This is a genomic window from Kribbella antibiotica, assembly GCF_004349055.1.
Classification (GTDB): domain Bacteria; phylum Actinomycetota; class Actinomycetes; order Propionibacteriales; family Kribbellaceae; genus Kribbella; species Kribbella antibiotica.
The window spans coordinates 22,134-43,135 of record NZ_SMKX01000065.1; the positions used below are offsets into that span (position 1 = coordinate 22,134).

Genomic DNA, 21,002 nt, shown 5'->3' on the forward strand with positions numbered 1-21,002 from the left:
CCGGCCTGTCAGTGCGGTCCGCCAGCACGCTGACAGGCCAGGAACAACTACCAGGTCGCCCCTGCGGGCGCCTTGGTGACGGCGTTCAGCCGGTTGAACATGTTGGTCAGCCCGATCATCAAGATGATCGCGGCCAACTGCTGCTCGTCGAAGTGTTCGGCCGCGGCTGCCCAGGTCGCATCCGACACCGCCTCCGCGCGATCCGCGATCCGGGTCGCCTCCTCGGCGAGCGCGAGCGCTGCGCGCTCGGCCTCGGTGAACAGATCCGACTCACGCCACGCCGCGACCTGGTGCAGGCGTTCGTCGGTCTCACCGTTCTTCAATGCCGACTTGACGCCGCCGTACACGCAGGCCGAGCAGCCGTTGATCTGGCTCACCCGCAGGTGGACGAGCTCCAGCACCGGACCCGGCGCTCCGCCTTGGTGAACAGCCTTGAAGATGTTCTGGATGCCCTTCATGGCGTCCGGCAGCAGAGCGGTCGGGTTGGCAAGCCGTGCAGTCATGGGAGGTACTCCTGGTTCCGTTGGGGTGTCTTTCACTCCCTTGACGGATCCCGGCTCCACGATGTGACAGCTTCCTGGAGATCTTTTCGGACGCGTTCCTCGACAGATACGGTCAAGTCCGAATATTGACCCGTCAAGCAAACGGGACCCTCGTACTCCGCCCGCACGAGCGCCGCATGCACGGCCGACCAGTCGGACAGCCCCTCGTCGGCCTGCCCGAACTGCGCCTTCCAGCCGTCCGCAGTCTCGACGTACTTGGCGTTCTTGAGGTTGACGATGCCGAGCCGGCCGGCGCCGAGCTCGATGGTCACCGCCGGGTCGTCACCGGCCAGCGCATCGTGGGCCGCGTCCCAGACCAGCTTGAATCGATCCGGCAGCCCATCGAGCAACTGCAGCACGCCCAGAGTCGACGGCACGAACTTCCCGTGATGCGGCTGTACACCGACCTGGACGTCATACCGCTCAGCCAGTACGGCGGAAGCCTCGAGCTGCTCGCGATTTCGCCGTACCGAGGCCGCGTACCCGTCTGGGCCCAACGGCGCCATGATCCGGATCATCGGCACACCGGCTGCTGCGCAAGCCGCGAAGACCGGCTCGGTGAGTTCAGAGGCAATGCTGATCGGCTCGATGCCTTCGTCGCGAAGCTGCTTGGTGAACGTCGGCAGCTCCGCCTCCGCGTTCGCCGTCGTCACAAACGCCGTGTCCCGGACCGGGATCTCAGCGCCCGCGAACCCGAGCCCGGCGATCAACCGGCCGAGCTCGTCACCCGGCAACCCCGCCCACGGTTTGGTGAAAACAGACCAGAGATAGGTCATCGATCGCTCCAGGGAAGAGTGCTTCGTTCTGTGGCCGTGTACCGCTGAATGTGTTGCTGGGTTTCGGAACGACGAATTGTCGGTGGCATCGTGTTGGATTCCTTTCATGAGCCGGTTCCGTCTGTCGCCTACGCGTGAGCAGGAAGCGATGTTGGCAGAGCATTGCCGACACGCACGATTCGTCTGGAACCTTGCGCTTGAGCAGTGGTCGATGTGGCGTCAGGGCAGGCGCACGAGGCCACCGCGATACGTTGAGCAGGCACGGCAATTGACCGATGCACGCGCCGACAACGGTTGGCTGCGCCTCGGTTCCCAGATGGTGCAGCAGCAAGCGCTTCGGGACTTCGCCCAGGCCGTGAGCAACTTCTTCGCTGGCACACATCGGCGTCCGACTTGGCGTAAGGAAGGCGTAAATGAAGGCTTCCGTATCGTCGGGGGAGCGGCCCAACGAGTTGAGCGTCTCAACCGCAGGTGGGCGCGGGTGCTCATCCCAAAGGTCGGGTGGGTCCGGCTGCGGCTGTCTCGACCGCTGCCGGAGCGGCGGTCGTATCGCGTTACCTGTGACCGTTCCGGACGATGGCACATTGCGTTCGCGGCGATCCCTCCGCCGATCGCTGCGCCCGGTACAGGCGAGATCGTCGGGATAGACCGCGGTATCGCGGTCTCGGCGACCTTGTCCACGGGGGAGATGCTGAAGTGCCCGGACCTCAATGACTCCGAGACATCGCGGCTGCGCAGGTTGCAGCGCCGGCTTGCCCGGTGTCAGCGTGGCTCGAGCCGCCGGGCGAAGGTCCGTAGATCGATCGCCAGGTTGAAGGCGCGCGGCGCCGACCGACGCAAGGATTGGGTGGAAAAGACAAGCACCGCCATCGCTCGTCGCTTCGACATCATTCGCGTCGAGAGCTTGCATATCCGGAACATGACGAGAAGTGCCAGTGGCACCGTCAAGGCTCCCGGTCGCCGGGTCGCCCAGAAGAGAGGGCTCAACCGCGGGATTCTTGCCAATGGATGGGGACAGCTCGTCACTCGCCTCGAGCAGAAAGCCGCAGGCAGGGTTGAACGAGTGCCCGCGGCCTATACAAGTCAGACGTGTTCGCGTTGCCGGTACAGTGCGCCCGAAAACCGCAAGAGCCAAGCGGTCTTCGAGTGCCGTGCCTGTGGGTATCGAGCGAATGCTGATGTGAATGCAGCTGTGAACATCGCGGCCGGACGGTCCGTGACTGCACGTGGAGCCGATGCTGTCCTGTCGGCGCAGAAGCGTGAACCTCAACTGACTACCTCCGCGTAGGAAGTTGGAATCCCAGCCCCTGCAAGGGCAGGGAGGACGTCAAGGTGATTCCGCGGATGAAATCCAGCGCCGTGTTAGGGAGATTGGACGATCAGCGGCACGGAACGCCTGCAGCCCGACGGACGCCGAATGGGTTGCAGGTCGTTGAATGCGAGGTGAGTCCGGAGAAAGCTGCGGCGGGACAGCTTTGGGTTGGATAGCTGTCTTTTGGTCGTGTGCTGTAGAGCTCAGTTGAAGGCGAGGTCGATTGCTTCGGCGCGGATGCGCTCTTCGTCGACCTGGATGCCTAGGCCTGGGGCGGTGGGGACCGTTGCGACGGCCTTGGTGATGGTGAGTCCTTCGACATAGAGGTCGGAGAGAAGCTCCGGCCCGTTCAGCTCGGCGGGCAGCGCGAGCTCGAGCTGACTGAAGACGTGCAGAGCGGCGGCGAGTGCGATCCCGCAGTCGGTGAGCCCGCTCGCGAGAATCTCGAGACCGCCGGAGAGCGCTGTCTGGGCGGTCTTGAGCGCGTTCCTCAACCCACCGGATTTGCAGACTTTGATCACGACGAGGTCGGCCGCCTCCAGGCGGATCGCCCTCGCGAGGTCCTGAGCGGAGAAGCTGCCTTCGTCGATCGCGACCGGGAGATCGATCATGGTGCGTAGTCGCTGCATGGCCAGCGTGTCCGTGCTGGGGACCGGTTGCTCGACGCAATGAATCGTGCGGATATCGCGGGTGCGGTCGAGTAGTTGCTTGAGCGCGCTCGGCCGGTACGACTGGTTGGCGTCCAGCCAGAGCGGTTTCCCGCCGGCGACCTCGGCCACAGTGCGGATCGCCGCGGCGTCGGCGTCCAGGTCGCCACCGATCTTCACCTTGTACGCCGAGTAGTCCGACGACTGGATGGCATGGGCGCGAACCGTCTCCTGGTCGCCGACCCCGATCGCCGAACACAACGCGATCTCGTCGTGAATCTTGCCGCCGAGGAGAGCGTGCACCGGAACGCCCGCGAGCTTGCCGGCCGCATCATGCATCGCAACGTCAACGGCGGCCCGCGCAAACGGAAAGCCGTTGGACACTGCTGGGCTGAGTCGCTTGGCGGCGCGCTGATGGAAGAGCTCGACGTCGAACGGCGTGAGCTCGAGCAGGATCGGTGTCAGGTGCCGCCGGATGATGACCGCCATCGTTTCTGCGGTCTCGTAGCTCCAGCTGGGGAGCGCTCTCTGCTCTCCCCACCCGACGATCCCGTCCTCAGTCGTGATCTTCACGAAGATGACTGCGGTCGCCTGGTCTGCCTTGGCGCCCGGTGCGCCGACGGCGCCGCTCCCCAGCACGAACTTCCGCGCGAAGGGGACCGCGACGGGAAACACCTCAACCTGTCGGATGCGGCTCATGAGTCTCGCCCCCTCACGCTGCGATCGACCAGACGGCGGGGTCCACGAAGCTGGGTCCGCGGGTGCCGTGGTCGAGCCAGCTGAGTGCGTCCTTGAGGACATAGCCCGCGAGGGCAAGATGACCTTCGGCCGTGTCACCTGCGACGTGGGGACTGAGCAACAGGTTCTCGGCGCGGAGAACACTCTCTTCGAAGCGCGGCGGCTCGGGGTCGTAGACGTCCAGGGCGGCGTAGAGGCGACCACCGAGGACGTGCTCCAGCAACGCAGCCTGGTCAATCGCGGGACCGCGCGAGGAGTTGACCACGACTGCGCCGTCGGGGATCCGGGTGATCAGCTCGCGGGTGATCATGCCCTTGGTCTCCGGCACGTTCGGAACGTGGATCGTCAAGAACGCGCTATCTACTGTCTCTCCGAGCTCGGCCGTCCTCACCCCGAGCTGAGCAGCACGCTCGGCGTTCAAATACGGGTCGTAGACGACGATGTCGCAGCCGAACGGCTTGAGCAGCGTGATCAGCGCCCGAGCGGTACTGCTCGCCCCCACGATCCCGACCTTCGCTCCCGCCAACTCATGACCGCGGAACCCAGACTGCTTCCACCCACCGGCCCGAATCGCACCATCGAAGCGCGGCAGCCGCCGGGCCAGCGTGAGCATCGACGCGAGGCAGTACTCGCCGACCGACCACGCAATCCGCGGTCCTGCGGAGAACACGCTCACGCCCTGATCAAGGATCGCCGGATCGATCAGGTTCTTCACCGTGCCGGCCGCGTGCGCGACCACCTTCGGCCCGGTTCCGGCCGACCACAGTTCCTTGCCGAGCGTCGGCGTACCCCAGCTGGTCAGTACGACATCCGCACCGGCCGCCAGTTCGGGAACGGCAGCGGGGTCGAGCGCGGCCGGCTTGGTCGGGTCGTCCACTCCGGCCAGATGCTGCTCGCCGGCCCAGACCACCTCGAAACGCTCGTCCAGCAGGCGCCGGGTCGCGGGGTCCACCACATCGGCGGCCCGCGCGGGGGACAGCAGCGCGGCCAGTCTCAGCCGAGAGTCAGGCACAGGGTCAGCTCCTTCAGATCGTCGATGATCCTGACGGTAGGCGCTTTCCGTTATGCAGGTCCAAGCCCGATTTCGCATGAACCGATACCGTGCCGGTATGGATCTCTCGCTCCAGCAGCTCCGCGGGTTCGTCGCCGTGGCCGAGGAACTCCACTACGGTCGCGCCGCTCAGCGCCTGAACCTGACCCAGCCGCCGCTCACCCGCCAGATCCAGGGCCTGGAGCGCGCTCTCGATGTCCGCCTGTTCGACCGAACCGGCCGTGGAGTCCGGCTCACCGCCGCCGGTGACGCGTTCCTCGACCACGCTCGCCGCGTCCTCGCGCTCCTCGATGTAGCTCCCGCGGCCGCGCGCCGGGCTGCCGACGGGCACACCGGCACGCTGCGGATCGCCTTCACTGCGATCGGCGCGTACGCCGTACTGGCTGATTTCCTGACCACGGTCGCCGAGCATGCGCCGGCAGTCACTGCGGAGCTCACCGAGCTTGTTAGCCCCGACCAATTCGAGGCGCTCGCAGACCTGAAGATCGACATCGGCCTGGTGCGGCCACCGATCCCGGCGCAATTCGCCTCGGTGCTCGTCCACTCGGAGGACCTGGTGCTCGCCGTACCGGCTGATCACCCGCTGGCGGTGGGGGAGTCGGCGGTGACGCTGGCCGAGGTCACCGAGGAATACATCGGGTACAGCCCGGAGGGATCGCAGTACCTGCATGACATCTGCGCGGCGATGATCGGCATGGACCGGTACGCCGTCAGCCAGCTCGCCTCGCAGGTTCCGACCATGCTGGCGCTCGTCCGGGCCGGGTTGGGGTGTGCGCTGATCCCGCGCTCGATCATGGCGATGCGGGTCGAGGGCGTGAGCTACCGCGAACTGGAAGCGGCCGACGCGCACTCGGTCACGTTGCACGCCTGCTGGAGTCCCGACAATCCGAACCCGGCCTTGCAACGGCTGACGGCAAGCTTGACTTCGAGTGCGCTCTAGCTCGTAGTGTCCGAGGTATGACTGGACAGCAAGCAATCGGCTCCGGATTCGGGCATGACAGCACAGCGGACGACGTTCTCGAAGGTATCGACCTGACCGGCAAGCTCGCGGTCGTCACCGGCGGCTACTCCGGCCTCGGTCTGGAGACCACCCGCGCGCTGGTGAAGGCCGGCGCTCACGTGGTCGTCCCGGCTCGTCGCCCAGACGCAGCCAAAGAGGCACTCTCTGAGATCGCCGGAGTGGAGATCGACGAGCTGGATCTGGGTGATCTGGACAGCGTTCGCGCGTTCGCCGACCGGTTCCTCGCCTCGGGGCGCAGCATCGACCTGATGATCGACAACGCCGCGATCATGGCCGCTCCGGAGACCCGCGTCGGCCCGGGCTGGGAGGCGCAGTTCGCGACCAACCACCTCGGCCATTTCACTCTGGTGAACCGGCTCTGGCCGGCGCTCGCTGCCGACGGTGGCGCCCGGGTGATCTCGGTGTCGTCGAGCGGGCACCGGCGCTCGGACATCCGCTGGGACGATCTGCAATTCGGGCAGGGCTACGACAAGTGGGCGGCGTACGGGCAGGCCAAGACCGCAAACGCTCTCTTCGCCGTGCAACTCGATGCCCTCGGCAAGGATTCCGGTGTCCGCGCCTTCGCGCTGCATCCCGGCGGCATCCTGACCCCGCTGCAGCGGCATCTGGAGCGCGAGGAGATGGTCGGTTTCGGCTGGATCGATGCCGACGGCAACCCGCTCAACCCCGGGTTCAAGTCGCCTGAGCAGGGCGCGGCGACGCAGGTCTGGGCAGCCACCTCACCGAAGCTAGAGGGCCTCGGCGGGCTGTTCTGCGAGGACTGCGAGATCGCCGAACTCTCCACTGACGACAGCCCCGGCGTCCGCCCGTACGCCGTCGACCCGGCCTCGGCCGCCCGGCTCTGGACGGTATCCGCGGAACTGACCGGAGAGAACGCGTTCCGGTAAGGTCCCACGCAGTGTCTGTCCCAACGTCATCTCCCGATCTCATCAGCCGCCTGCGCGCGGCCGGCTGCGTGTTCGCCGAGGATGAGGCTGCGCTGATCACGTCGACCGCGCGGGACGCAGCTGACCTGGAGGCGATGACCGAGCGTCGCGTCTCCGGGGTTCCGCTGGAGTACGTGCTGGGTTGGGCGTCGTTCTGCGGACTACGGATCGCCGTCGATCCCGGGGTGTTCATCCCACGTCGCCGTACCGAGTTCCTGGTCGCGCAGGCGCTGCGGGTGACCGCCCCGGGCGCAGTCGTCGTCGACCTCGGCTGCGGCTCGGGTGCATTGGGCGCGGCGATCGCGGCTGAACGGAACGTGTCGCTGTACGCGGCCGACATCGAGCCGGCCGCGGTCCGCTGCGCTGCCCGCAATCTCAAGCCTTGGCAGGGAGCGGTCTCCCAAGGCGACCTGTACGACGCGCTGCCCGCCGAGCTCCGCGGGCGGATCAACATCCTGCTCTCGAACGTGCCCTACGTTCCCACCGACGAGATCCGCCTACTGCCGCCCGAGGCCCGCCTGTACGAACCGCAGATCACGCTCGACGGCGGCCCCGACGGTCTGACCACACTGCGCCGCGTCGCGGCCGGCGCAGCCGACTGGCTCGCACCGGGCGGACACCTCTTCGTCGAGATGAGCGATCAACAGGCCCCGCTGGCACAAGCTGTGCTCACCTCACACGGGCTGGTCGCGGAGATCACCGTCGACGAAGAGCTCGGCGCGAATGTTGTCCACGGCACCTATCTGCCGTAGTTGCCCGGCACCACTACCCGTCCATCGGTACGCCGCGTCAGCTCGCCTCTTCGCGGACGTCCTTGCCTTGTTCGGCGAACGCCTTGAAATCTTCCAGGTGCTGTTGCGACTGCTTGTGAAAGGTCCTCGGCATGAGCAGCCCCACCAGCCGCATCATCAGGCCGCTGAACCGGAATTCGCTGTCCTGCTCCCAGAGCGTTGTGTCCGGACCGGCTTCGATCAGTCGATCGCGGGCGACGCTCCACATGCCCGGGCCGACGACCTCGCGGTCGAAGTGAACGATGGTTCCGGGTGGGATGTTGTGCAGGTCGGCCGGTTCCCGGCGGGTGACCGTCTCGGAGAGCTCCATCGTCTGCTTCCCGGACTGCATCACGACCCGCGACTTGGTCCCGAGCTCCCCGTGGATCCCACTCACCGGCTCGTGCTCGACCAGGCCGCGCAGCCACTTCGGTAGGTGGGCCGGGTTGGCGAGCAATTGGGCGACCTGCTCTCGCGGCAGCGCGATCTCGATCGAGTTCGTGTACTTCATGGCGTTCCTTCTAGATCGGGTGCGTAGAACTTGGTGGTGGCCTCGACTGCGGCCCCGACGTGCTCCGCTTCACCACCAGCGGCCAGGTGAGCCTCGCCCCAGGCCGCGGCGCTGCGCCGGATGAACTCGCGCGGGACCTCGTCCTGGTCGCCGTCCGCGAGCAGCCGGGCCAGGGCCAGGAGGGCGAGATCCCAGCCGACGCCGCCGGCGCCGGGGCCATAGACCGGGAAGAGTGGCTCCTCAACGATCGCCGCGTGGATCAGCTCGAACTCGGTATCGCCGGTCGGGCCTGGGGTCAGGCGAACTTCCACCTCGCTTGTGCCGGGCCAGGCGTCGGCCCCGTAGAGCCAGGACACCTTCAGCAGACGTGGCGGCTCGCACTGGAGGATCTCGCCGTGCTCATCACCGCCCAGCTCGAACCTGCCACCAATCCGCAGGTCTCCGGTGACCGGCTTCAACCAGCGAGGCAGCCGCTCGGGGCTGGTGAGAGCGTCCCAAACCTCGTCGATGTGCGCTTTGTAGCGACGACGCAGCTCGATGGTGTACGCCGCACCGGCGGGCACGGCGCCCTTGCCCATCGCCCGACGCGCGGCAGCCAACTCGTCCAGTACATCTCTCATTGCGCCGGATCATACCGATCCGCGCTTATATAAGCGAGTCCTGATGCTTCAGTGTCGCGGCCGGAGGCGCTCCTTGCGCTCTGTACCCTCTTCGAGGTGGTCAGCCAGGTGATCTATGCAGCCAACTGAAGCCAGCCGGTACGGCGCTGCCGTGCTCGGACCGATCGCTTCCACCGAGCCGGTAGCGGGGTTCGTCGGAAACCAGACCTTCCGCCTGCGGGCCGCGTCTGGCGCGGTCGCCTACCTGAAGACCGGCGCCGCGATCGCCGCTGAGGCGCACGCGATCGGGGCCGCCCGAGAGCTCGGAGTTCCCGCGCCCCGGATCCTCGCGACCGACCTGACCGTGCCCTATCTGCTCACCGCCGAACTGCCCGGCGCACCGTCCGAGGCGCCTGCCGTAGTCCGCGCGGCCGCGAGCTGCCTGCGCCAACTTCACACCGTGCACGCCGACGCCGACTGGGCCGCCACGCTGCTTGAGCCCGTGCAGGTGCTCGATGAACTCGTCCCGTCAGACCTCGCCGACCAACTGCGGAGGGTGCTGCCGCCGTTCATCGCCGAGGTTTCCGAGGTGCCGCCCGTACTGCTGCACGGCGATCTGCACGTGCGCCACCTGTACGCCGAGTCCGGCCGGCTGAGCGGGATTCTCGACTGGGGCGACAGCATGTACGGCGATCCGCTGTTCGACGTCGCGCGGTTCACGATGACCGCCGATGCCGACGTGGTGCTCGCCGGCTACGGGTTGAGCGCCAACCGCGAGCTCGACCGGATCTTCTCGCAGTACCGGATCCTGTGGTCGTTGATGGCACTGCGCGCCGAGATCGCCGCCGGCGGGGACTGGATCGACCCGCACGTACGGCGCATCGCGGCCGAGCTCAGTTGATCAGCGTGCCGATGTGCTTGCCGCTGCTGATGGACGCGGCCGCCGACGGGCGGTCGATGTCGAAGACGTGCAGGGGCAGGCGGTGGTCGCGGGCCAGGATGAACGCCGACTGGTCCATCACGCCGAGGCCGCGGTCGATGACCTCTTCGTAGCTGAGGTGATCGAAGCGGGTCGCGCCGGGGACCTTGTTCGGATCGGCGTCGTATACGCCGTCGGCGCCGTTCTTGGCGACCAGCAGGGCGTCGGCCTCGAGCTCGACGGCGCGCTGGACGGCCGGATAGTCGGTCGTGGTGAACGGCTGACCGTTGCCTCCGGCCAGGACCACGATCGAGCCCTTCTCCAGGTGCCGCAGGGCGCGCATCCGGATGTACGGCTCGGCGATGTTGTTGATCGGGACCGCGGTCATCAGCCGCACCCCGTGGGCGCCGAGCGCGGCGAGCCGACCGCGGAGGAGGACGGCGTTGATGACGGTGCCGAGCATGCCGATGTTGTCGGCCTCGACCCGGTCGATACCCCAGTCCTCGGCGCGGTTGCCGCGGAACACGTTCCCGCCGCCGACGATCACCGCGACCTGGACACCGGTTGCACGCAGCGCGATCACCTCGGTGGCCAGGTGCGTGAGCCGGTCGCCGTTGAACCCGAACTCGTCACCCCCGGCAATCGCCTGGCCGGACAACTTGAGCACGAGCCGTCGGTACATGCTGCTCCGTTCACTGCAGAGGGCGGTCACCGTCTTCTATCACAGGAAATTGTCGGAGGGCCGGTCTAGGCTGCGCGGCATGGACGTATTGACAGTGCAGGCGATTCAGGATGCGGGCTTGGCCGACTGGAGCAAGCTGTCGACGGCGCTGCATGCGCGATACCTGGTCGGATCCCTCGCGGAGGGCCTCGGGTTCGCGCAGGCGGTGGCGGAGGTTTCGGCTGGGCATGATCCCGAGGTCCGTGCGACCTCGACGTTCGTGGACCTGAAGCTGACCACGCCAGGCGCTGTGGACAGCGACGGCGACGTCAGGACCACAGTGACGCAGCTCGACGTCGACGTGGCGCGAAGCATCAGCGAGCTGGCCGCGGCGCGTGGTCTGAAGGCCGATCTGGACGGCATCTTCCTGGTCGAGCTAGGCCTCGATACGCACGATGCGGACGAGATCGGCCCGTTCTGGGCCGCGCTGCTCACCGGCGACGCCGCCAACTACAAGAATCATCTCGAGGTGGTCGACCCCACCGGCCGTGCGCCGGACCTGTGGTTCCAGAAGACGTCCGAGCACGAGACGCCTCGCCAGCGTTTCCACTACGACCTGTGGATGCCGATCGCGCAGGCGCCGGCGCGCATCGAGGCCGCCGTCGCCGCCGGCGGCACCATCACCTTCGCCGAGTACGAGTCCTTCACCGTCCTCACCGACGCCCAAGGCAACAACGCCTGCATCTGCACAATCCAAGGCCGCTGACCCTAGCGATCTCAGAGGTCGTAGCCGCCGGAGGCTTCCAGCGTTTGGGCGGTGACCCAGCGGGCTTCGGGGGAGAGCAGGAAGGTGATGGCTGCGGCGACGTCTTCGGCTTCGCCGATGCGGCCGAGGGCTGTGTTGTCGGCGATCGGCTGGATCAGCTCGGGGCGTTTGGCGAAGGCGTCGTCGCCGAGGCGGGTGCGGGTGACGCCGGGAGCGACGGCGTTCACCCGGATTCCGCGGGCGCTCAGCTCTTTGGCGAGGTAGCGGGTGAGCACGACCTGGGCGCCCTTCACGCTCCCGTACACCGAATACCCGTACGACGGCCGCGAGCTCAGCAGGCCGGATGAGCTGGTGGTGAACACGATCGCGCCGCCGTCGGTGATCAGTGGCAGCAGTGTCTGGGTGAGGAAGTACGGACCCTTGAAGTGCACACCGACCATCTGGTCGAAGAGCGCTTCGGTGGTGTCCTCGAAAGGCACCGGGTGCTGCCCGACGCCGGCGTTGTTGACCAGGAAGTCGAACGTGTCGCGTCCCCACTTGTCCTGCAGCGCCGCCGAGAGCGCGTCCCGGAAACCGGAGAGCGCTCCCTGGTTGCTTACGTCGAACTGCAACGCGACGGCGCTACCGCCGTCCTTCTCGATCCGCTCGGCCGTCTCCAGCCCGCGCTCCGGGCTGCCGTGATACGTGAGAACGACACCGATCCCGCGCTTGGCGACCTCGACCGCCGTGGCTTGACCGATCCCGGAGCTTCCACCAGTGATGACAGCAATTTGCATGATCGCGCCTATCTCCTACAACGTCAGGGTTGATTACCCTTCTAGTTAACGTTGTGGAGCAGGTGTTTCCGTAGACCAATGCTCGCCACTACTTGCCCAATCCTGTCAGGCTGGCGGATACGCGATGAACCCCGTCTTCACACCTTGCTGGAATCCGCAGGCCCGGTAGTAGGCAAGGGTCGACTCCCGCTTCGACCCGGTCGCCAGCATCACCTTGTAGCAGCCGGCATCCCAGGCGGCCTGCAACGTCCCGGCCATGATCGCCTTCCCGACCCCGGTGCCGCGACGCCCGGAATCAACGACCACGTTCTCCACCACGCCGTACGGCGCTGCCCCGCGAGCGAGGTTCGGGATGACGTTGAGGTAGGTCGTGGCGATCAGCATCCCCGCATCCTCGATGACGAACAGATGCATGCCCGGCATCCGCAGGATCTGGTCATAGGCCACCGCAGCGACCTCTTCGGCGACTACCGGATCCTGAGGATGCAGGTGCTCATACAGCCGCATCACGCCGGCAAAGTCAGCCGCGCCAGCCTCACGAAACATGCTCACCGCACATTCGGCTCGAGGTAATCAGGGGTTCCCAGCCGGCGGCCGTCTCGTGGTGTGACGCGCCCAGGTGGAGCAGCGAACTGTTGCCAGCAGCAACATGCTGAATCACCGGCCAGCCGAGCGCCGAAGTCTCCTCGGGGCGAAGCTCGGCCGGATCGACCCAAGCGATCGCACTGATCCGCGGATCGTCCGTCACCAAGACCGCTGTCGACTGCGGCGTCGCCTCGAAGTACACGATCTGTACACTGCGTCCTCGCCAGTGATGCACGCAGTCAGCCACGACCCTTCCCGGTGTGACGAGCACGCCGGTCTCCTCAACGGTCTCCCGGACGGCGGCCTCGGCGGTCGTTTCGCCCGGCTCAACATGGCCGCCGGGCACCTCCCAGCGGACCACGCCCAACCGCTCGTGCCGAACCATCAGCATCCGCCCGCCCGCGTCGACAGTGCAGGTAAAGGCGGTGAGCGTCAGCGGCAGATCGATCGGGCGGGCCGGCACGGCGGTCAGTTGGCGTCGAGGAACGTCGTGACGCTGTCGAGCACGAGATTGGTACGGCTCAGCCCGTTGAAGTGGGTGGTCCCAGGGAAGACGGCCAGCTGCGACGCCGGCACTCCGGTGAAGTCACCGTTGGTGTCCCCGCCCCGCAACTGCACGAACCGTACGGCGTGCTCCAGCTTCACCGCGTCGCAATCGCCGACCGTGATCAGCGTGGGCGCCGCAATCCCGCTGATCTGCTCGTCGGTTCAGTCGGTGACGTTGCCCATGAAGGCGCCAAGCTTGTTGAGCAATTCCTGCAGGTGCTCGTGATCGGGATGCGGTGACTTGGCCAGGTAGTCCGATTCCATCGGCGTTCCGGCGATCATCTCGACCTTCATCTCGCCGACTGCCGAGTTCTCCGGCCGCATGCCGTCGAGACGGTACGAGACCGACGAGATCACTGCCTTGCGGACGAGCTCGGGGTGGTTGATCGCGAGCTCCAGGGCAACCGCTCCACCGACGCTGAATCCGAACAGGTCCACCTGCGGTACGTCGAGCTCCCGCAGCAGTCCGACCACGTCGGACGCGAGAGCCGCCGTACCGAGGGGGCGGTCGATGTCGTTCGTGCGGCCGTGGGCCTGGAAGTCCATCGCGATGACCTGGCGGCCCTCGGACAGCCCCGGCAGCAACGCGCCGAACTGCAGGTCGATGTTGAACAGCCCGCCGTGCAGCACCACCAGCGGCGTACCGCCCGAGCCGTGGATCTCGTAGTACAGCTCCAGGCCGTTGACTGCCGCGTACCCCGTTTGCTTGCTCACAGCGCCCCCACCAGTAGACAGAACGGATGCCCGGCCGGATCGGCCAGGACGTACAAGGGCTCGGACTCTACCTGGGTCCGATCATGCAGAACCCGAGCTCCGAGCTGCTCCGCATGGACTCGATGCAACTCCAGTGCCGCAGGCGTCGGTACGGCGAAATCGAGGTGCATCTGCATCGGGATTTCGGTCGACGGCCAGGTGGATCGCGGGAGCACGTCGGTGCGCTGGACAGCGAGTTGCCGCCGACCGTCCGCGTCGACGAGGACGAGCCAGTCGGCGTCATCCGCCGTACCGTCCGTAGGTGGTTCGTCGCCCGGCCGGTATCGCAGGCCCAAGAGCTGGCGGTAGAACTCCGCGAGCGCTCTCGCGTCCTCAGCGTCCAGCGCGGTGTGCATGCGCTGTGGGCGGGTGACCTCATCGACGTCGAAGCGCACGATCACCAGCTCGTCGTCGGCCTCGAGCCTCGGGTAGTAGTCGCGCAGCCCAGCCAGTACGGCGTCCGCATCGGCGAAGCCGTCTTCGCGAGCTTCGTCGTCGCTCACCGTCGCGACGGTCTTGGCAACTGCCGAGGTGATCTGCCCGGGCAGGCGCACCTCGGGCGACGACTCGAACACCAGTGTCGCCGGGCCGACCTCGACGGGATCGCGGAAGCGCATCGTGATCCGTTTGCTGCCGTTCAGGACGGCGGTCAGGTGGTCCGCTCGGAATCGCAGTTCCTGGAGAGCCATGCCACCCACCCTGTCAGACCGTGAGCTCCTCGACCTGCGAATTACGCCACCGGCCGGGGGAGACGCCGTGCTGGCGCCGGAAGGCGGTCGCGAACGCGAACTCGTTGCTGTAGCCGACGCTGCCCGCGATGGACGCCAGCGTCTGATCGGTGCGAGAGAGCGCGTCCTCGGCGCGTCTCATCCGCAGCTGCGTCAGGTACCGACCAGCCGGTACGCCGACGATCCGGGCGAACTGCGCTGCGAAGGCTGCCCGGGATAATCCGGCCGCTCGGGCCATCGCGGGCAGTGTCCAGTCGAGCGCGGGATCGGCGTGCAGCTGTTCGAGGACGGTGCGGATCGGCGGATGGCCAAGAGCGCGATACCAGCCGGGAGCGGCATCGGTGGTCCGCCACCAGGCCCGGAGTGCGTAGACCAGATTCACGTCGAGGAGTCGGTCGAGGAGCGCTTGCTGGCCGGAGTCGATTGCCAGTGCTTCGGCGGCGAGCAAGTCGATGGCCGCCGCGTGCGCCGGATCCTGGTCGCGACCCGCCACGATGGCGACGGCCGGCAGGCTTTGGAGTAGCGACTCCCCAACACTGCCGGACAGCACGTACGCGCCACACATGACGATCGCGTTGGCCGGCCCGTCGAGATCGTGCGGAGAGAGCGGTTTCTCGCGCGCCGCCGCGATCGGAACCGTCAGCGCCCCGACCTCACTCACCACCTCGTACGGCGTTCCGGCCGTGGCGAGCACGACGTCTCGGGTCTGGAGGGGGATCGGGTCGGTGCCTTCGCGGACCAGGAAGCCGGACCCCTTGAGGAGGATGTGTGCGGTCAGCGGCCGGTGACCCTCGAACCGCAGACCCCACGGGCTGACCTGGTGCAGCACCGAGAAGACCGCTCCCTGTGCCCGTGCCCGGGACAGCTCGTCGCTCAAGATGTCCATCGAGCCACTGTAGACGATGACGAATGATCTCTGGCGAAACAGACATTGGGAGTCCGGCCAGGCGACCATAACGTGGTCTGCATGACCACATTCGCCGTACTCGGCGGGACCGGAAAAGTCGGCCGCCGCCTCACTCGCATCCTCGCAGCCGACCGTCACGACGCCCGCCCGGTCAGCCGCAGTACCCCCACTCCTTTCGACTGGCATGACGAGTCGACCTGGCCGGACGCGGTGGCCGGCGCCGAGGGCGTCTTCATCGTCGGACCAGGATCGGCGACGGACTGGAGTCCCACGCTGACCCGGTTCCTGGGCGTCGCCGATGCGGCCGGCGTGAAGCGCGCCGTACTGCTGTCGGCTCGTGGCGTCGAGTTCCATCCCGAGGGAGCTGTTGCCGCGGCCGAGAGCGCTCTCCGAGCCGGTCCGCTGGAGTGGACGATCCTGCGGCCGACGCATTTCGCTCAGAACTTCACCGAGGCGATGTTCGTGCCGGTCGGCGGGCGAATCGTCGTACCGGTCGGGGATGCTGCGCATCCGTTTGTTGATGTGGAGGATCTGGCCGAGGTCGCTGCAGTGGTGCTGGCCGACGGCGGGTTCAACGGCCGCATTCTCGAACTGTCGGGCCCGGAGGCAATCACCTTCGCCGCAGCGGCCGAGGAGTTGGCCGGAGCTACGGGAGAGAGCGCGATCTTCGAGTCCGAGAGCGATGAGGAGCATGTCGCCGGGCTGCGCGCGGCCGGCACGCCGGAGGGTTACGTCCGGTGGCGGATGGCGATGCTGAACGGCATCCGCTCCGGCGCGGACGCCTACACCTCCGACGGCATCACCGAGGTCCTCGGCCGCCCCGCGACCTCCTTCCACGCCTGGGCCGATCGCGAGGTGGTTCCCTGTCGCCCGTCGCCCATGTAAGGATCTCGGGTATGGCGGGGAAAAGTGCTGAGGAGCAGCGGCTGGAGGATCTGGTCCGGCTGCGCCGCGTGCGGGACCGGATCGACCGCGAGTACGCGCAACCGCTCGATGTCGATGCATTGGCCCGGGGGGCCGGGATGTCGTCGGGACACCTGAGTCGCGAGTTCAAGAAGGCTTACGGCGAGGCGCCGTACAGCTACTTGATGACGCGGCGGGTGGAGCGGGCCATGGCGCTGCTGCGGCTGGGGGAGATGAGCGTGACCGACGTGTGTTTTGCCGTCGGCGGGTCGTCGCTGGGGACGTTCAGCACTCGGTTCACGGAGCTGGTCGGGATGTCGCCCAGTGTGTACAAGCGTGAGGTGACCGAGGCTGCGGCCGGGTTGCCGTCATGTGTTGCCAAACGCGTGACCAGACCGATCAGGAATCAAGAAGCAGACCAGGCCGCGACCCACCTACTGTGATCGTCATGAGCACAAACGCAGACATCAAGATTCAGAGCAGCTTCCTTCCGCACACCGACCCGGACGCCTCCGTGGCCTTCTTCCGGGACCTGCTCGGGTTCGAGGTGCGGATGGACGTCGGTGGCGGCACGATGCGGTGGATCACTGTCGGCCCGGCCGGGCAGCCGGACACCGCCGTCGTCCTGACTCCGCCGTTCGCCGACCCGGGTATCACCGAGGACGAGCGCAAGACGATCACCGAGATGATGGCCAAGGGCACCTACGCCACGCTGGTGCTGTCCAGCCCGAACCTGGACGAGGTCTTCGAGAAGATGGTTGCCGGTGGCGCCGAAGTGGTGCAGGAGCCGACCGATCAGCCGTACGGCGTCCGCGACGCCGCGTTCCGTGACCCGGCCGGTAACCATATCCGCATCAATCAGCAGGCCTGAGACCACGCCCCCGCCTGAGACGGCACGGACCCCTGGAGAACCGCAAATGACCGAGCATGTTGCCGACGGCCACGATCTGATCCGGGTCGTCGGTGCCCGCGAGAACAACCTGAAGGACATCAGTGTCGAGATCCCGAAGCGCCGGCTGACGGCGTTCACCGGGGTTTCGGGCTCGGGCAAGAGCTCGCTGGTCTTCAGCACGATCGCCGCGGAGTCGCAGCGCCTCATCAACGAGACGTACAGCGCGTTCCTGCAGGGGTTCATGGCCAACCAGTCCCGCCCGGACGTCGACGTACTGGACGGGCTGACCACCGCGATCATCGTCGACCAGGAGCGGATGGGCGCCAACCCGCGCTCCACGGTCGGGACGGCGACCGACGCGAACGCGATGCTGCGGATCCTGTTCAGCCGGCTCGCGAAGCCACCGGCCGGCCCGCCGACGGCGTACTCGTTCAATGTTCCGCGCCGTACGGCGTCTGGTTCGATGACGACCGACAAGGGTGCCGGTGAGAAGAAGGTCGTCGTCCAGCAGGTGTATGCCGGGGGCATGTGCGCGCGCTGTGAAGGGATGGGCGCGGTCACCGACTTCGACCTGACCGCCCTGTACGACGACAGTTTGTCGTTGAACGAGGGTGCGCTGGCCATCCCCGGCTACAGCATGGAGGGCTGGTACGGGCGGATCTTCCGCGGTTGTGGGTACTTCAACCCGGACAAGCCGATCAAGAAGTACACCAAGAAGGAACTGCACGACCTGCTCTACCGCGAACCGACCAAGATCAAGGTCGAGGGCATCAACCTCACCTACTCCGGGATCATCCCGCAGATCCAGAAGTCGTTCCTGAGCAAGGACGTCGACGCGATGCAGCCGCACATCCGGGCCTTCGTGGAGCGGGCGGTGACATTCACGACCTGTCCGGACTGCGGTGGGACGCGGCTCAGTCAGGAGGCGCTGGCCTCGAAGATCGGCGGTAAGAACATCGCCGATCTGTGCGCGATGCAGATCAGCGACCTGGCCGTCTGGGTCCGCAAGCTGAAGGCGCCGGGGTACGCGCCGCTGCTGAAGGCGCTCGGTGATTCCCTCGACTCGTTCGTATCGATCGGTCTGGGGTATCTGTCGCTGGATCGCTCGGCCGGCACGCTGTCGGGTGGCGAGGCGCAGCGGACGAAGATGATCCGGCACCTCGGTTCGTCGCTGACCGATGTCACCTATGTCTTCGACGAGCCGTCGATCGGTCTGCACCCGCACGACATCCAGCGGATGAACGAACTGCTGCTGCAGCTGCGCAACAAGGGCAACACAGTGCTCGTGGTGGAGCACAAGCCCGAGATGATCGCGATCGCCGACCACGTCATCGACCTCGGGCCTGGTGCCGGGAGCGAGGGTGGCGAGGTGGTTTTCGAGGGCACGGTCGAGAAGCTTCGCGCGAGTGACACGATCACCGGGCGGCATCTCGACGACCGCGCTTCGGTGAAGAGCTCGGTGCGCGAGGCGAACGGCGTACTGGAGGTTCGGGGCGCTTCGACGCACAACCTGCGGAACGTGGATGTCGACGTACCGCTGGGTGTACTGGTGGTCGTGACCGGGGTGGCCGGGTCGGGGAAGAGTTCGCTGATTCACGGGTCGCTGGTTGATCGCGACGGTGTTGTGACTGTCGACCAGAGCGCGATCAAGGGATCTCGACGGAGCAACCCGGCGACGTACACGGGGATGCTGGAGCCGATCCGGAAGGCGTTCGCGAAGGAGAACGGCGTCAAGCCTGCGCTGTTCAGCGCGAACTCCGAGGGTGCGTGCCCGGCGTGTAACGGGAACGGCGTGATCTACACCGACCTCGGCGTGATGGCGACCGTCGAGGCGACGTGTGAGGAGTGTGGCGGGAAGCGGTTCCAGGCGTCGGTGCTCGAGTACACGCTCGGTGGGCGGAACATCTCCGAGGTGCTGTCGATGCCGGTGGCGGAGGCTGCGCAGTTCTTCGCTGAGGGTGATGCGAAGGTGCCGGCCGCGCACAAGATTCTTGATCGGCTGGCGGATGTCGGGCTCGGGTATTTGAAGCTGGGGCAGCCGCTGACGACGCTGTCCGGTGGTGAGCGCCAGCGGCTGAAGCTGGCCACGCAGATGGCTGACAAGGGTGACGTCTACATCCTTGATGAACCGACGACGGGTCTGCACCTGGCCGACGTCGACAACCTGCTCGGGTTGCTCGACCGGCTGGTCGACTCCGGCAAGTCGGTGATCGTGATCGAGCACCACCAGGCGGTGATGGCGCACGCGGACTGGATCATCGATCTTGGCCCGGGCGCCGGGCATGATGGCGGCAAGGTCGTCTTCGAAGGCACTCCGGCTGCGCTGGTGAAGTCGGCCAAGACGCTGACCGGGAAGCATCTGAAGGAGTACGTTGCCGCTCACTAATCCTTGGCTGGAGGGTCCGACTCCTACCGGCATCCTGCCGCGGGCGGAGCTGGAGGAGCGGATCCTCAACCTGCTGTCGACGCAGAATCTTGCGGTGGTGGCGACGGTGAACCGCGATGGTTCGCCGTCGGCTACGCCGATTCGCTATTACAACCTGGGGTTCGAGATCTTCTACAGCTCCTGGGACTCCTCGGTGAAGTCGCGGAACCTGCGCCGCGATCCACGGGTGTCGGCGGGCATCGTCGTACCGTATGTCGGTCTTGCGTCGAGCCGGGGTGCGCAGTTGTTCGGCACGGCGCGGACGCTGGCGCCGGCGGATGCGGGTGAGTACTGGGAGGCGTTTCGGTGGCAGTCCGAGTACGCCGAACGCGGGCGGCCGCTGGATGAGCCGCCGACTGATCCGCTGACGGTGATCACGCCGGCGCGGATCCTCTATACCGACCACTGGTTGCGCCGGACAGGCCACGCACCTCGCCAGACCTGGCACCCAGAACAACCGTAGCCAGCGCGGTAATCAGTACGACGGCCTCAGGTCAGGCGGCGGCCGAAGGCGTCCAGCAGGCGTAACTGAGCGGGCGCCTCCGGAGTCACCGTTCCGCTCGGGCCGTCGCCGTACGAGCCGAAGGCAAGCATCTCGGCGAGCTCTGGCTCGACGAGCGCCCAGAGCCCTTCGGTGAGTTTGGTGTTCAGCGTTTCGTCCAGGCCTGCTGTCGTGAGCAGGTCCCAGGCATGCACGACCACGTCGACCAACCGGTACCTGAGGAACGCTTCCGCGGTGATGTCGCCAGCGGGGTGATGCACGACGTCGTCGCCCGCCACGGCGCGGAACGCCTCGACCTGTCCGGCGGCCGACTCCTGCACTGCATCCGGGCCGAATTTCTGCGCACGCACCGCACCCCAAGCCGCGGTCGCACTCGCTCCAGCCAGCACCGCCACCGCAAACCGGTTGCCCTCCACAACATGCTCAACCAGCTCGCGCACGCTCACCTCGCACGGCGTCGGAAGCTCCCAGCTCCCCTCAGGCAGCTCCGTCACCACGCGCTCGAACTCAGCCGACGCCGCCACCAGCAGCTCCACATCCATGCCCGCCACGCTACGTCCTCCCAAGAACAGGAGGTAGCCAGACTTGCCTGGCCGGCGTCGGCCGAAGGCCGGACCGCCCCCACTCACAGTGAGAATGGTTGGCGTGGTCCCGCAGCGGTCTTCCTGACTCACCCACTCACTGACTTCGGGTCTTCAATTGGATCTGTCGGTCGACTCGCTGCGGGACCACGTCTGCACCCACCC

At 66.8% G+C, this 21,002-nt stretch carries 26 protein-coding genes; 11 read left to right on the forward strand and 15 right to left on the reverse strand.

Features of this window, described 5'->3' with window-relative positions; all coding sequences use genetic code 11:
* Positions 1–47: 47 nt before the first annotated feature.
* Together E1263_RS22005 and E1263_RS22010 are read right to left on the reverse strand one after the other, a co-directional pair.
* Positions 48–503: a carboxymuconolactone decarboxylase family protein gene (locus E1263_RS22005; protein ID WP_132170331.1), complete on the reverse strand. Its 456-nt coding sequence runs from the start codon at positions 501–503 to the stop codon at positions 48–50.
* 32 nt (positions 504–535) lie between these two features.
* The gene (locus E1263_RS22010; protein WP_132170333.1) at positions 536–1,318 is read right to left on the reverse strand and encodes a sugar phosphate isomerase/epimerase family protein; all 783 of its coding nucleotides are present in this window, start codon (positions 1,316–1,318) and stop codon (positions 536–538) included.
* Between the two features lie 106 nt (positions 1,319–1,424).
* Here E1263_RS22010 and E1263_RS22015 point away from each other — a divergent pair, with 106 nt between their 5' ends.
* Positions 1,425–2,606, forward strand: a complete 1,182-nt coding sequence (locus E1263_RS22015) for an RNA-guided endonuclease InsQ/TnpB family protein (protein ID WP_132170335.1) — start codon at positions 1,425–1,427, stop codon at positions 2,604–2,606.
* 227 nt (positions 2,607–2,833) lie between these two features.
* Here the strand turns inward: E1263_RS22015 and E1263_RS22020 are convergent, their stop codons facing one another.
* Complete coding sequence (locus tag E1263_RS22020) at positions 2,834–3,976, reverse strand: mandelate racemase/muconate lactonizing enzyme family protein (protein WP_132170337.1); 1,143 nt, start codon at positions 3,974–3,976, stop codon at positions 2,834–2,836.
* A gap of 13 nt (positions 3,977–3,989) precedes the next feature.
* Positions 3,990–5,027, reverse strand: coding sequence for a hydroxyacid dehydrogenase (locus E1263_RS22025; RefSeq protein WP_238161401.1), 1,038 nt, complete (start codon positions 5,025–5,027; stop codon positions 3,990–3,992).
* A gap of 97 nt (positions 5,028–5,124) precedes the next feature.
* Between E1263_RS22025 and E1263_RS22030 the strand changes: the two genes are divergently transcribed.
* The 3 genes from E1263_RS22030 to E1263_RS22040 are packed head-to-tail and all read left to right on the forward strand — an operon-like array spanning position 5,125 to position 7,765.
* Complete coding sequence (locus tag E1263_RS22030) at positions 5,125–6,006, forward strand: LysR substrate-binding domain-containing protein (RefSeq protein WP_132170341.1); 882 nt, start codon at positions 5,125–5,127, stop codon at positions 6,004–6,006.
* 17 nt (positions 6,007–6,023) lie between these two features.
* Positions 6,024–6,974, forward strand: a complete 951-nt coding sequence (locus tag E1263_RS22035; RefSeq protein ID WP_132170343.1) for an SDR family NAD(P)-dependent oxidoreductase — start codon at positions 6,024–6,026, stop codon at positions 6,972–6,974.
* 11 nt (positions 6,975–6,985) lie between these two features.
* Positions 6,986–7,765 (forward strand): putative protein N(5)-glutamine methyltransferase, encoded by a 780-nt coding sequence (locus E1263_RS22040; RefSeq protein ID WP_132170345.1) that lies wholly within the window; start codon positions 6,986–6,988, stop codon positions 7,763–7,765.
* Positions 7,766–7,802: 37 nt separating this feature from the next.
* On the opposite strand, the gene E1263_RS22045 is transcribed toward E1263_RS22040, so the two are convergent.
* Positions 7,803–8,294, reverse strand: a complete 492-nt coding sequence (locus E1263_RS22045; RefSeq protein WP_132170347.1) for an SRPBCC family protein — start codon at positions 8,292–8,294, stop codon at positions 7,803–7,805.
* Positions 8,291–8,914, reverse strand: coding sequence for an SRPBCC domain-containing protein (locus tag E1263_RS22050; protein WP_202868991.1), 624 nt, complete (start codon positions 8,912–8,914; stop codon positions 8,291–8,293). The genes E1263_RS22045 and E1263_RS22050 overlap by 4 nt, the downstream gene beginning before the upstream one ends.
* A 115-nt stretch (positions 8,915–9,029) precedes the next feature.
* Between E1263_RS22050 and E1263_RS22055 the strand changes: the two genes are divergently transcribed.
* On the forward strand, positions 9,030–9,794 hold the full coding sequence (locus tag E1263_RS22055; protein WP_132170349.1) for a phosphotransferase family protein: 765 nt from the start codon (positions 9,030–9,032) through the stop codon (positions 9,792–9,794).
* Here the strand turns inward: E1263_RS22055 and pyrH are convergent.
* Positions 9,787–10,494 carry a UMP kinase gene (gene pyrH, locus E1263_RS22060; RefSeq protein ID WP_132170351.1) on the reverse strand — a complete coding sequence of 236 codons (708 nt, stop codon included), beginning with the start codon at positions 10,492–10,494 and terminating at the stop codon, positions 9,787–9,789. The two genes, E1263_RS22055 and pyrH, sit on opposite strands and share 8 nt — an antisense overlap.
* A 79-nt stretch (positions 10,495–10,573) precedes the next feature.
* Here pyrH and E1263_RS22065 point away from each other — a divergent pair, with 79 nt between their 5' ends.
* Positions 10,574–11,239 (forward strand): VOC family protein, encoded by a 666-nt coding sequence (locus E1263_RS22065; RefSeq protein WP_132170353.1) that lies wholly within the window; start codon positions 10,574–10,576, stop codon positions 11,237–11,239.
* Positions 11,240–11,250: 11 nt separating this feature from the next.
* Here the strand turns inward: E1263_RS22065 and E1263_RS22070 are convergent, their stop codons facing one another.
* The 7 genes from E1263_RS22070 to E1263_RS22095 form a co-directional block, all read right to left on the reverse strand.
* Complete coding sequence (locus E1263_RS22070) at positions 11,251–12,015, reverse strand: SDR family NAD(P)-dependent oxidoreductase (RefSeq protein WP_132170355.1); 765 nt, start codon at positions 12,013–12,015, stop codon at positions 11,251–11,253.
* Positions 12,016–12,120: 105 nt separating this feature from the next.
* On the reverse strand, positions 12,121–12,561 hold the full coding sequence (locus tag E1263_RS22075; protein WP_132170357.1) for a GNAT family N-acetyltransferase: 441 nt from the start codon (positions 12,559–12,561) through the stop codon (positions 12,121–12,123).
* On the reverse strand, positions 12,551–13,063 hold the full coding sequence (locus E1263_RS22080; protein WP_132170359.1) for an NUDIX hydrolase: 513 nt from the start codon (positions 13,061–13,063) through the stop codon (positions 12,551–12,553). The genes E1263_RS22075 and E1263_RS22080 overlap by 11 nt, the downstream gene beginning before the upstream one ends.
* A 5-nt stretch (positions 13,064–13,068) precedes the next feature.
* Positions 13,069–13,245: a hypothetical protein gene (locus E1263_RS43740; protein WP_238161403.1), complete on the reverse strand. Its 177-nt coding sequence runs from the start codon at positions 13,243–13,245 to the stop codon at positions 13,069–13,071.
* Between the two features lie 63 nt (positions 13,246–13,308).
* A complete protein-coding gene (locus E1263_RS22085; protein ID WP_238161404.1) occupies positions 13,309–13,860 on the reverse strand; it encodes an alpha/beta fold hydrolase in 552 nt (183 codons plus the stop codon).
* Entirely contained in the window at positions 13,857–14,588 is a 732-nt protein-coding gene (locus tag E1263_RS43745) for a VOC family protein (protein WP_238161406.1), read from the reverse strand. Before E1263_RS43745 ends, E1263_RS22085 begins: the two co-directional genes overlap by 4 nt.
* A gap of 13 nt (positions 14,589–14,601) precedes the next feature.
* Positions 14,602–15,513 carry an AraC family transcriptional regulator gene (locus tag E1263_RS22095; RefSeq protein ID WP_132170361.1) on the reverse strand — a complete coding sequence of 304 codons (912 nt, stop codon included), beginning with the start codon at positions 15,511–15,513 and terminating at the stop codon, positions 14,602–14,604.
* Positions 15,514–15,594: 81 nt separating this feature from the next.
* On the opposite strand from E1263_RS22095, the gene E1263_RS22100 reads away from it, so the two are divergent.
* Genes E1263_RS22100 through E1263_RS22120 form a run of 5 tightly spaced genes read left to right on the forward strand, consistent with a single transcriptional unit; the run spans position 15,595 to position 20,217 of the window.
* Positions 15,595–16,419, forward strand: coding sequence for an NAD(P)H-binding protein (locus tag E1263_RS22100; protein ID WP_132170363.1), 825 nt, complete (start codon positions 15,595–15,597; stop codon positions 16,417–16,419).
* An 11-nt stretch (positions 16,420–16,430) separates the two neighbouring features.
* Positions 16,431–16,880, forward strand: coding sequence for a helix-turn-helix transcriptional regulator (locus tag E1263_RS22105; RefSeq protein WP_132170365.1), 450 nt, complete (start codon positions 16,431–16,433; stop codon positions 16,878–16,880).
* A 5-nt stretch (positions 16,881–16,885) separates the two neighbouring features.
* Entirely contained in the window at positions 16,886–17,308 is a 423-nt protein-coding gene (locus E1263_RS22110) for a VOC family protein (protein ID WP_132170367.1), read from the forward strand.
* A gap of 46 nt (positions 17,309–17,354) precedes the next feature.
* A complete protein-coding gene (locus E1263_RS22115; RefSeq protein ID WP_132170369.1) occupies positions 17,355–19,715 on the forward strand; it encodes an ATP-binding cassette domain-containing protein in 2,361 nt (786 codons plus the stop codon).
* Positions 19,702–20,217: a pyridoxamine 5'-phosphate oxidase family protein gene (locus E1263_RS22120; RefSeq protein ID WP_132170371.1), complete on the forward strand. Its 516-nt coding sequence runs from the start codon at positions 19,702–19,704 to the stop codon at positions 20,215–20,217. The genes E1263_RS22115 and E1263_RS22120 overlap by 14 nt, the downstream gene beginning before the upstream one ends.
* A 26-nt stretch (positions 20,218–20,243) precedes the next feature.
* Here E1263_RS22120 and E1263_RS22125 read toward each other — a convergent pair whose 3' ends face one another.
* Positions 20,244–20,798 (reverse strand): maleylpyruvate isomerase family mycothiol-dependent enzyme, encoded by a 555-nt coding sequence (locus E1263_RS22125; protein ID WP_238161408.1) that lies wholly within the window; start codon positions 20,796–20,798, stop codon positions 20,244–20,246.
* Positions 20,799–21,002: the final 204 nt, after the last annotated feature.

Coding starts and splice junctions, on each gene's coding strand:
- E1263_RS22005 (WP_132170331.1), bottom strand. CDS start 503: ATGACTGCACGGCTTGCCAACCCGACCGCTCTGCTGCCGGACGCCATG.
- E1263_RS22010 (WP_132170333.1), bottom strand. CDS start 1,318: ATGACCTATCTCTGGTCTGTTTTCACCAAACCGTGGGCGGGGTTGCCG.
- E1263_RS22015 (WP_132170335.1), top strand. CDS start 1,425: ATGAGCCGGTTCCGTCTGTCGCCTACGCGTGAGCAGGAAGCGATGTTG.
- E1263_RS22020 (WP_132170337.1), bottom strand. CDS start 3,976: ATGAGCCGCATCCGACAGGTTGAGGTGTTTCCCGTCGCGGTCCCCTTC.
- E1263_RS22030 (WP_132170341.1), top strand. CDS start 5,125: ATGGATCTCTCGCTCCAGCAGCTCCGCGGGTTCGTCGCCGTGGCCGAG.
- E1263_RS22035 (WP_132170343.1), top strand. CDS start 6,024: ATGACTGGACAGCAAGCAATCGGCTCCGGATTCGGGCATGACAGCACA.
- E1263_RS22045 (WP_132170347.1), bottom strand. CDS start 8,294: ATGAAGTACACGAACTCGATCGAGATCGCGCTGCCGCGAGAGCAGGTC.
- E1263_RS22050 (WP_202868991.1), bottom strand. CDS start 8,914: ATGAGAGATGTACTGGACGAGTTGGCTGCCGCGCGTCGGGCGATGGGC.
- E1263_RS22055 (WP_132170349.1), top strand. CDS start 9,030: ATGCAGCCAACTGAAGCCAGCCGGTACGGCGCTGCCGTGCTCGGACCG.
- pyrH (WP_132170351.1), bottom strand. CDS start 10,494: ATGTACCGACGGCTCGTGCTCAAGTTGTCCGGCCAGGCGATTGCCGGG.
- E1263_RS22065 (WP_132170353.1), top strand. CDS start 10,574: ATGGACGTATTGACAGTGCAGGCGATTCAGGATGCGGGCTTGGCCGAC.
- E1263_RS22070 (WP_132170355.1), bottom strand. CDS start 12,015: ATGCAAATTGCTGTCATCACTGGTGGAAGCTCCGGGATCGGTCAAGCC.
- E1263_RS22075 (WP_132170357.1), bottom strand. CDS start 12,561: ATGTTTCGTGAGGCTGGCGCGGCTGACTTTGCCGGCGTGATGCGGCTG.
- E1263_RS43745 (WP_238161406.1), bottom strand. CDS start 14,588: ATGGCTCTCCAGGAACTGCGATTCCGAGCGGACCACCTGACCGCCGTC.
- E1263_RS22095 (WP_132170361.1), bottom strand. CDS start 15,513: ATGGACATCTTGAGCGACGAGCTGTCCCGGGCACGGGCACAGGGAGCG.
- E1263_RS22100 (WP_132170363.1), top strand. CDS start 15,595: ATGACCACATTCGCCGTACTCGGCGGGACCGGAAAAGTCGGCCGCCGC.
- E1263_RS22105 (WP_132170365.1), top strand. CDS start 16,431: ATGGCGGGGAAAAGTGCTGAGGAGCAGCGGCTGGAGGATCTGGTCCGG.
- E1263_RS22110 (WP_132170367.1), top strand. CDS start 16,886: ATGAGCACAAACGCAGACATCAAGATTCAGAGCAGCTTCCTTCCGCAC.
- E1263_RS22115 (WP_132170369.1), top strand. CDS start 17,355: ATGACCGAGCATGTTGCCGACGGCCACGATCTGATCCGGGTCGTCGGT.
- E1263_RS22125 (WP_238161408.1), bottom strand. CDS start 20,798: ATGGATGTGGAGCTGCTGGTGGCGGCGTCGGCTGAGTTCGAGCGCGTG.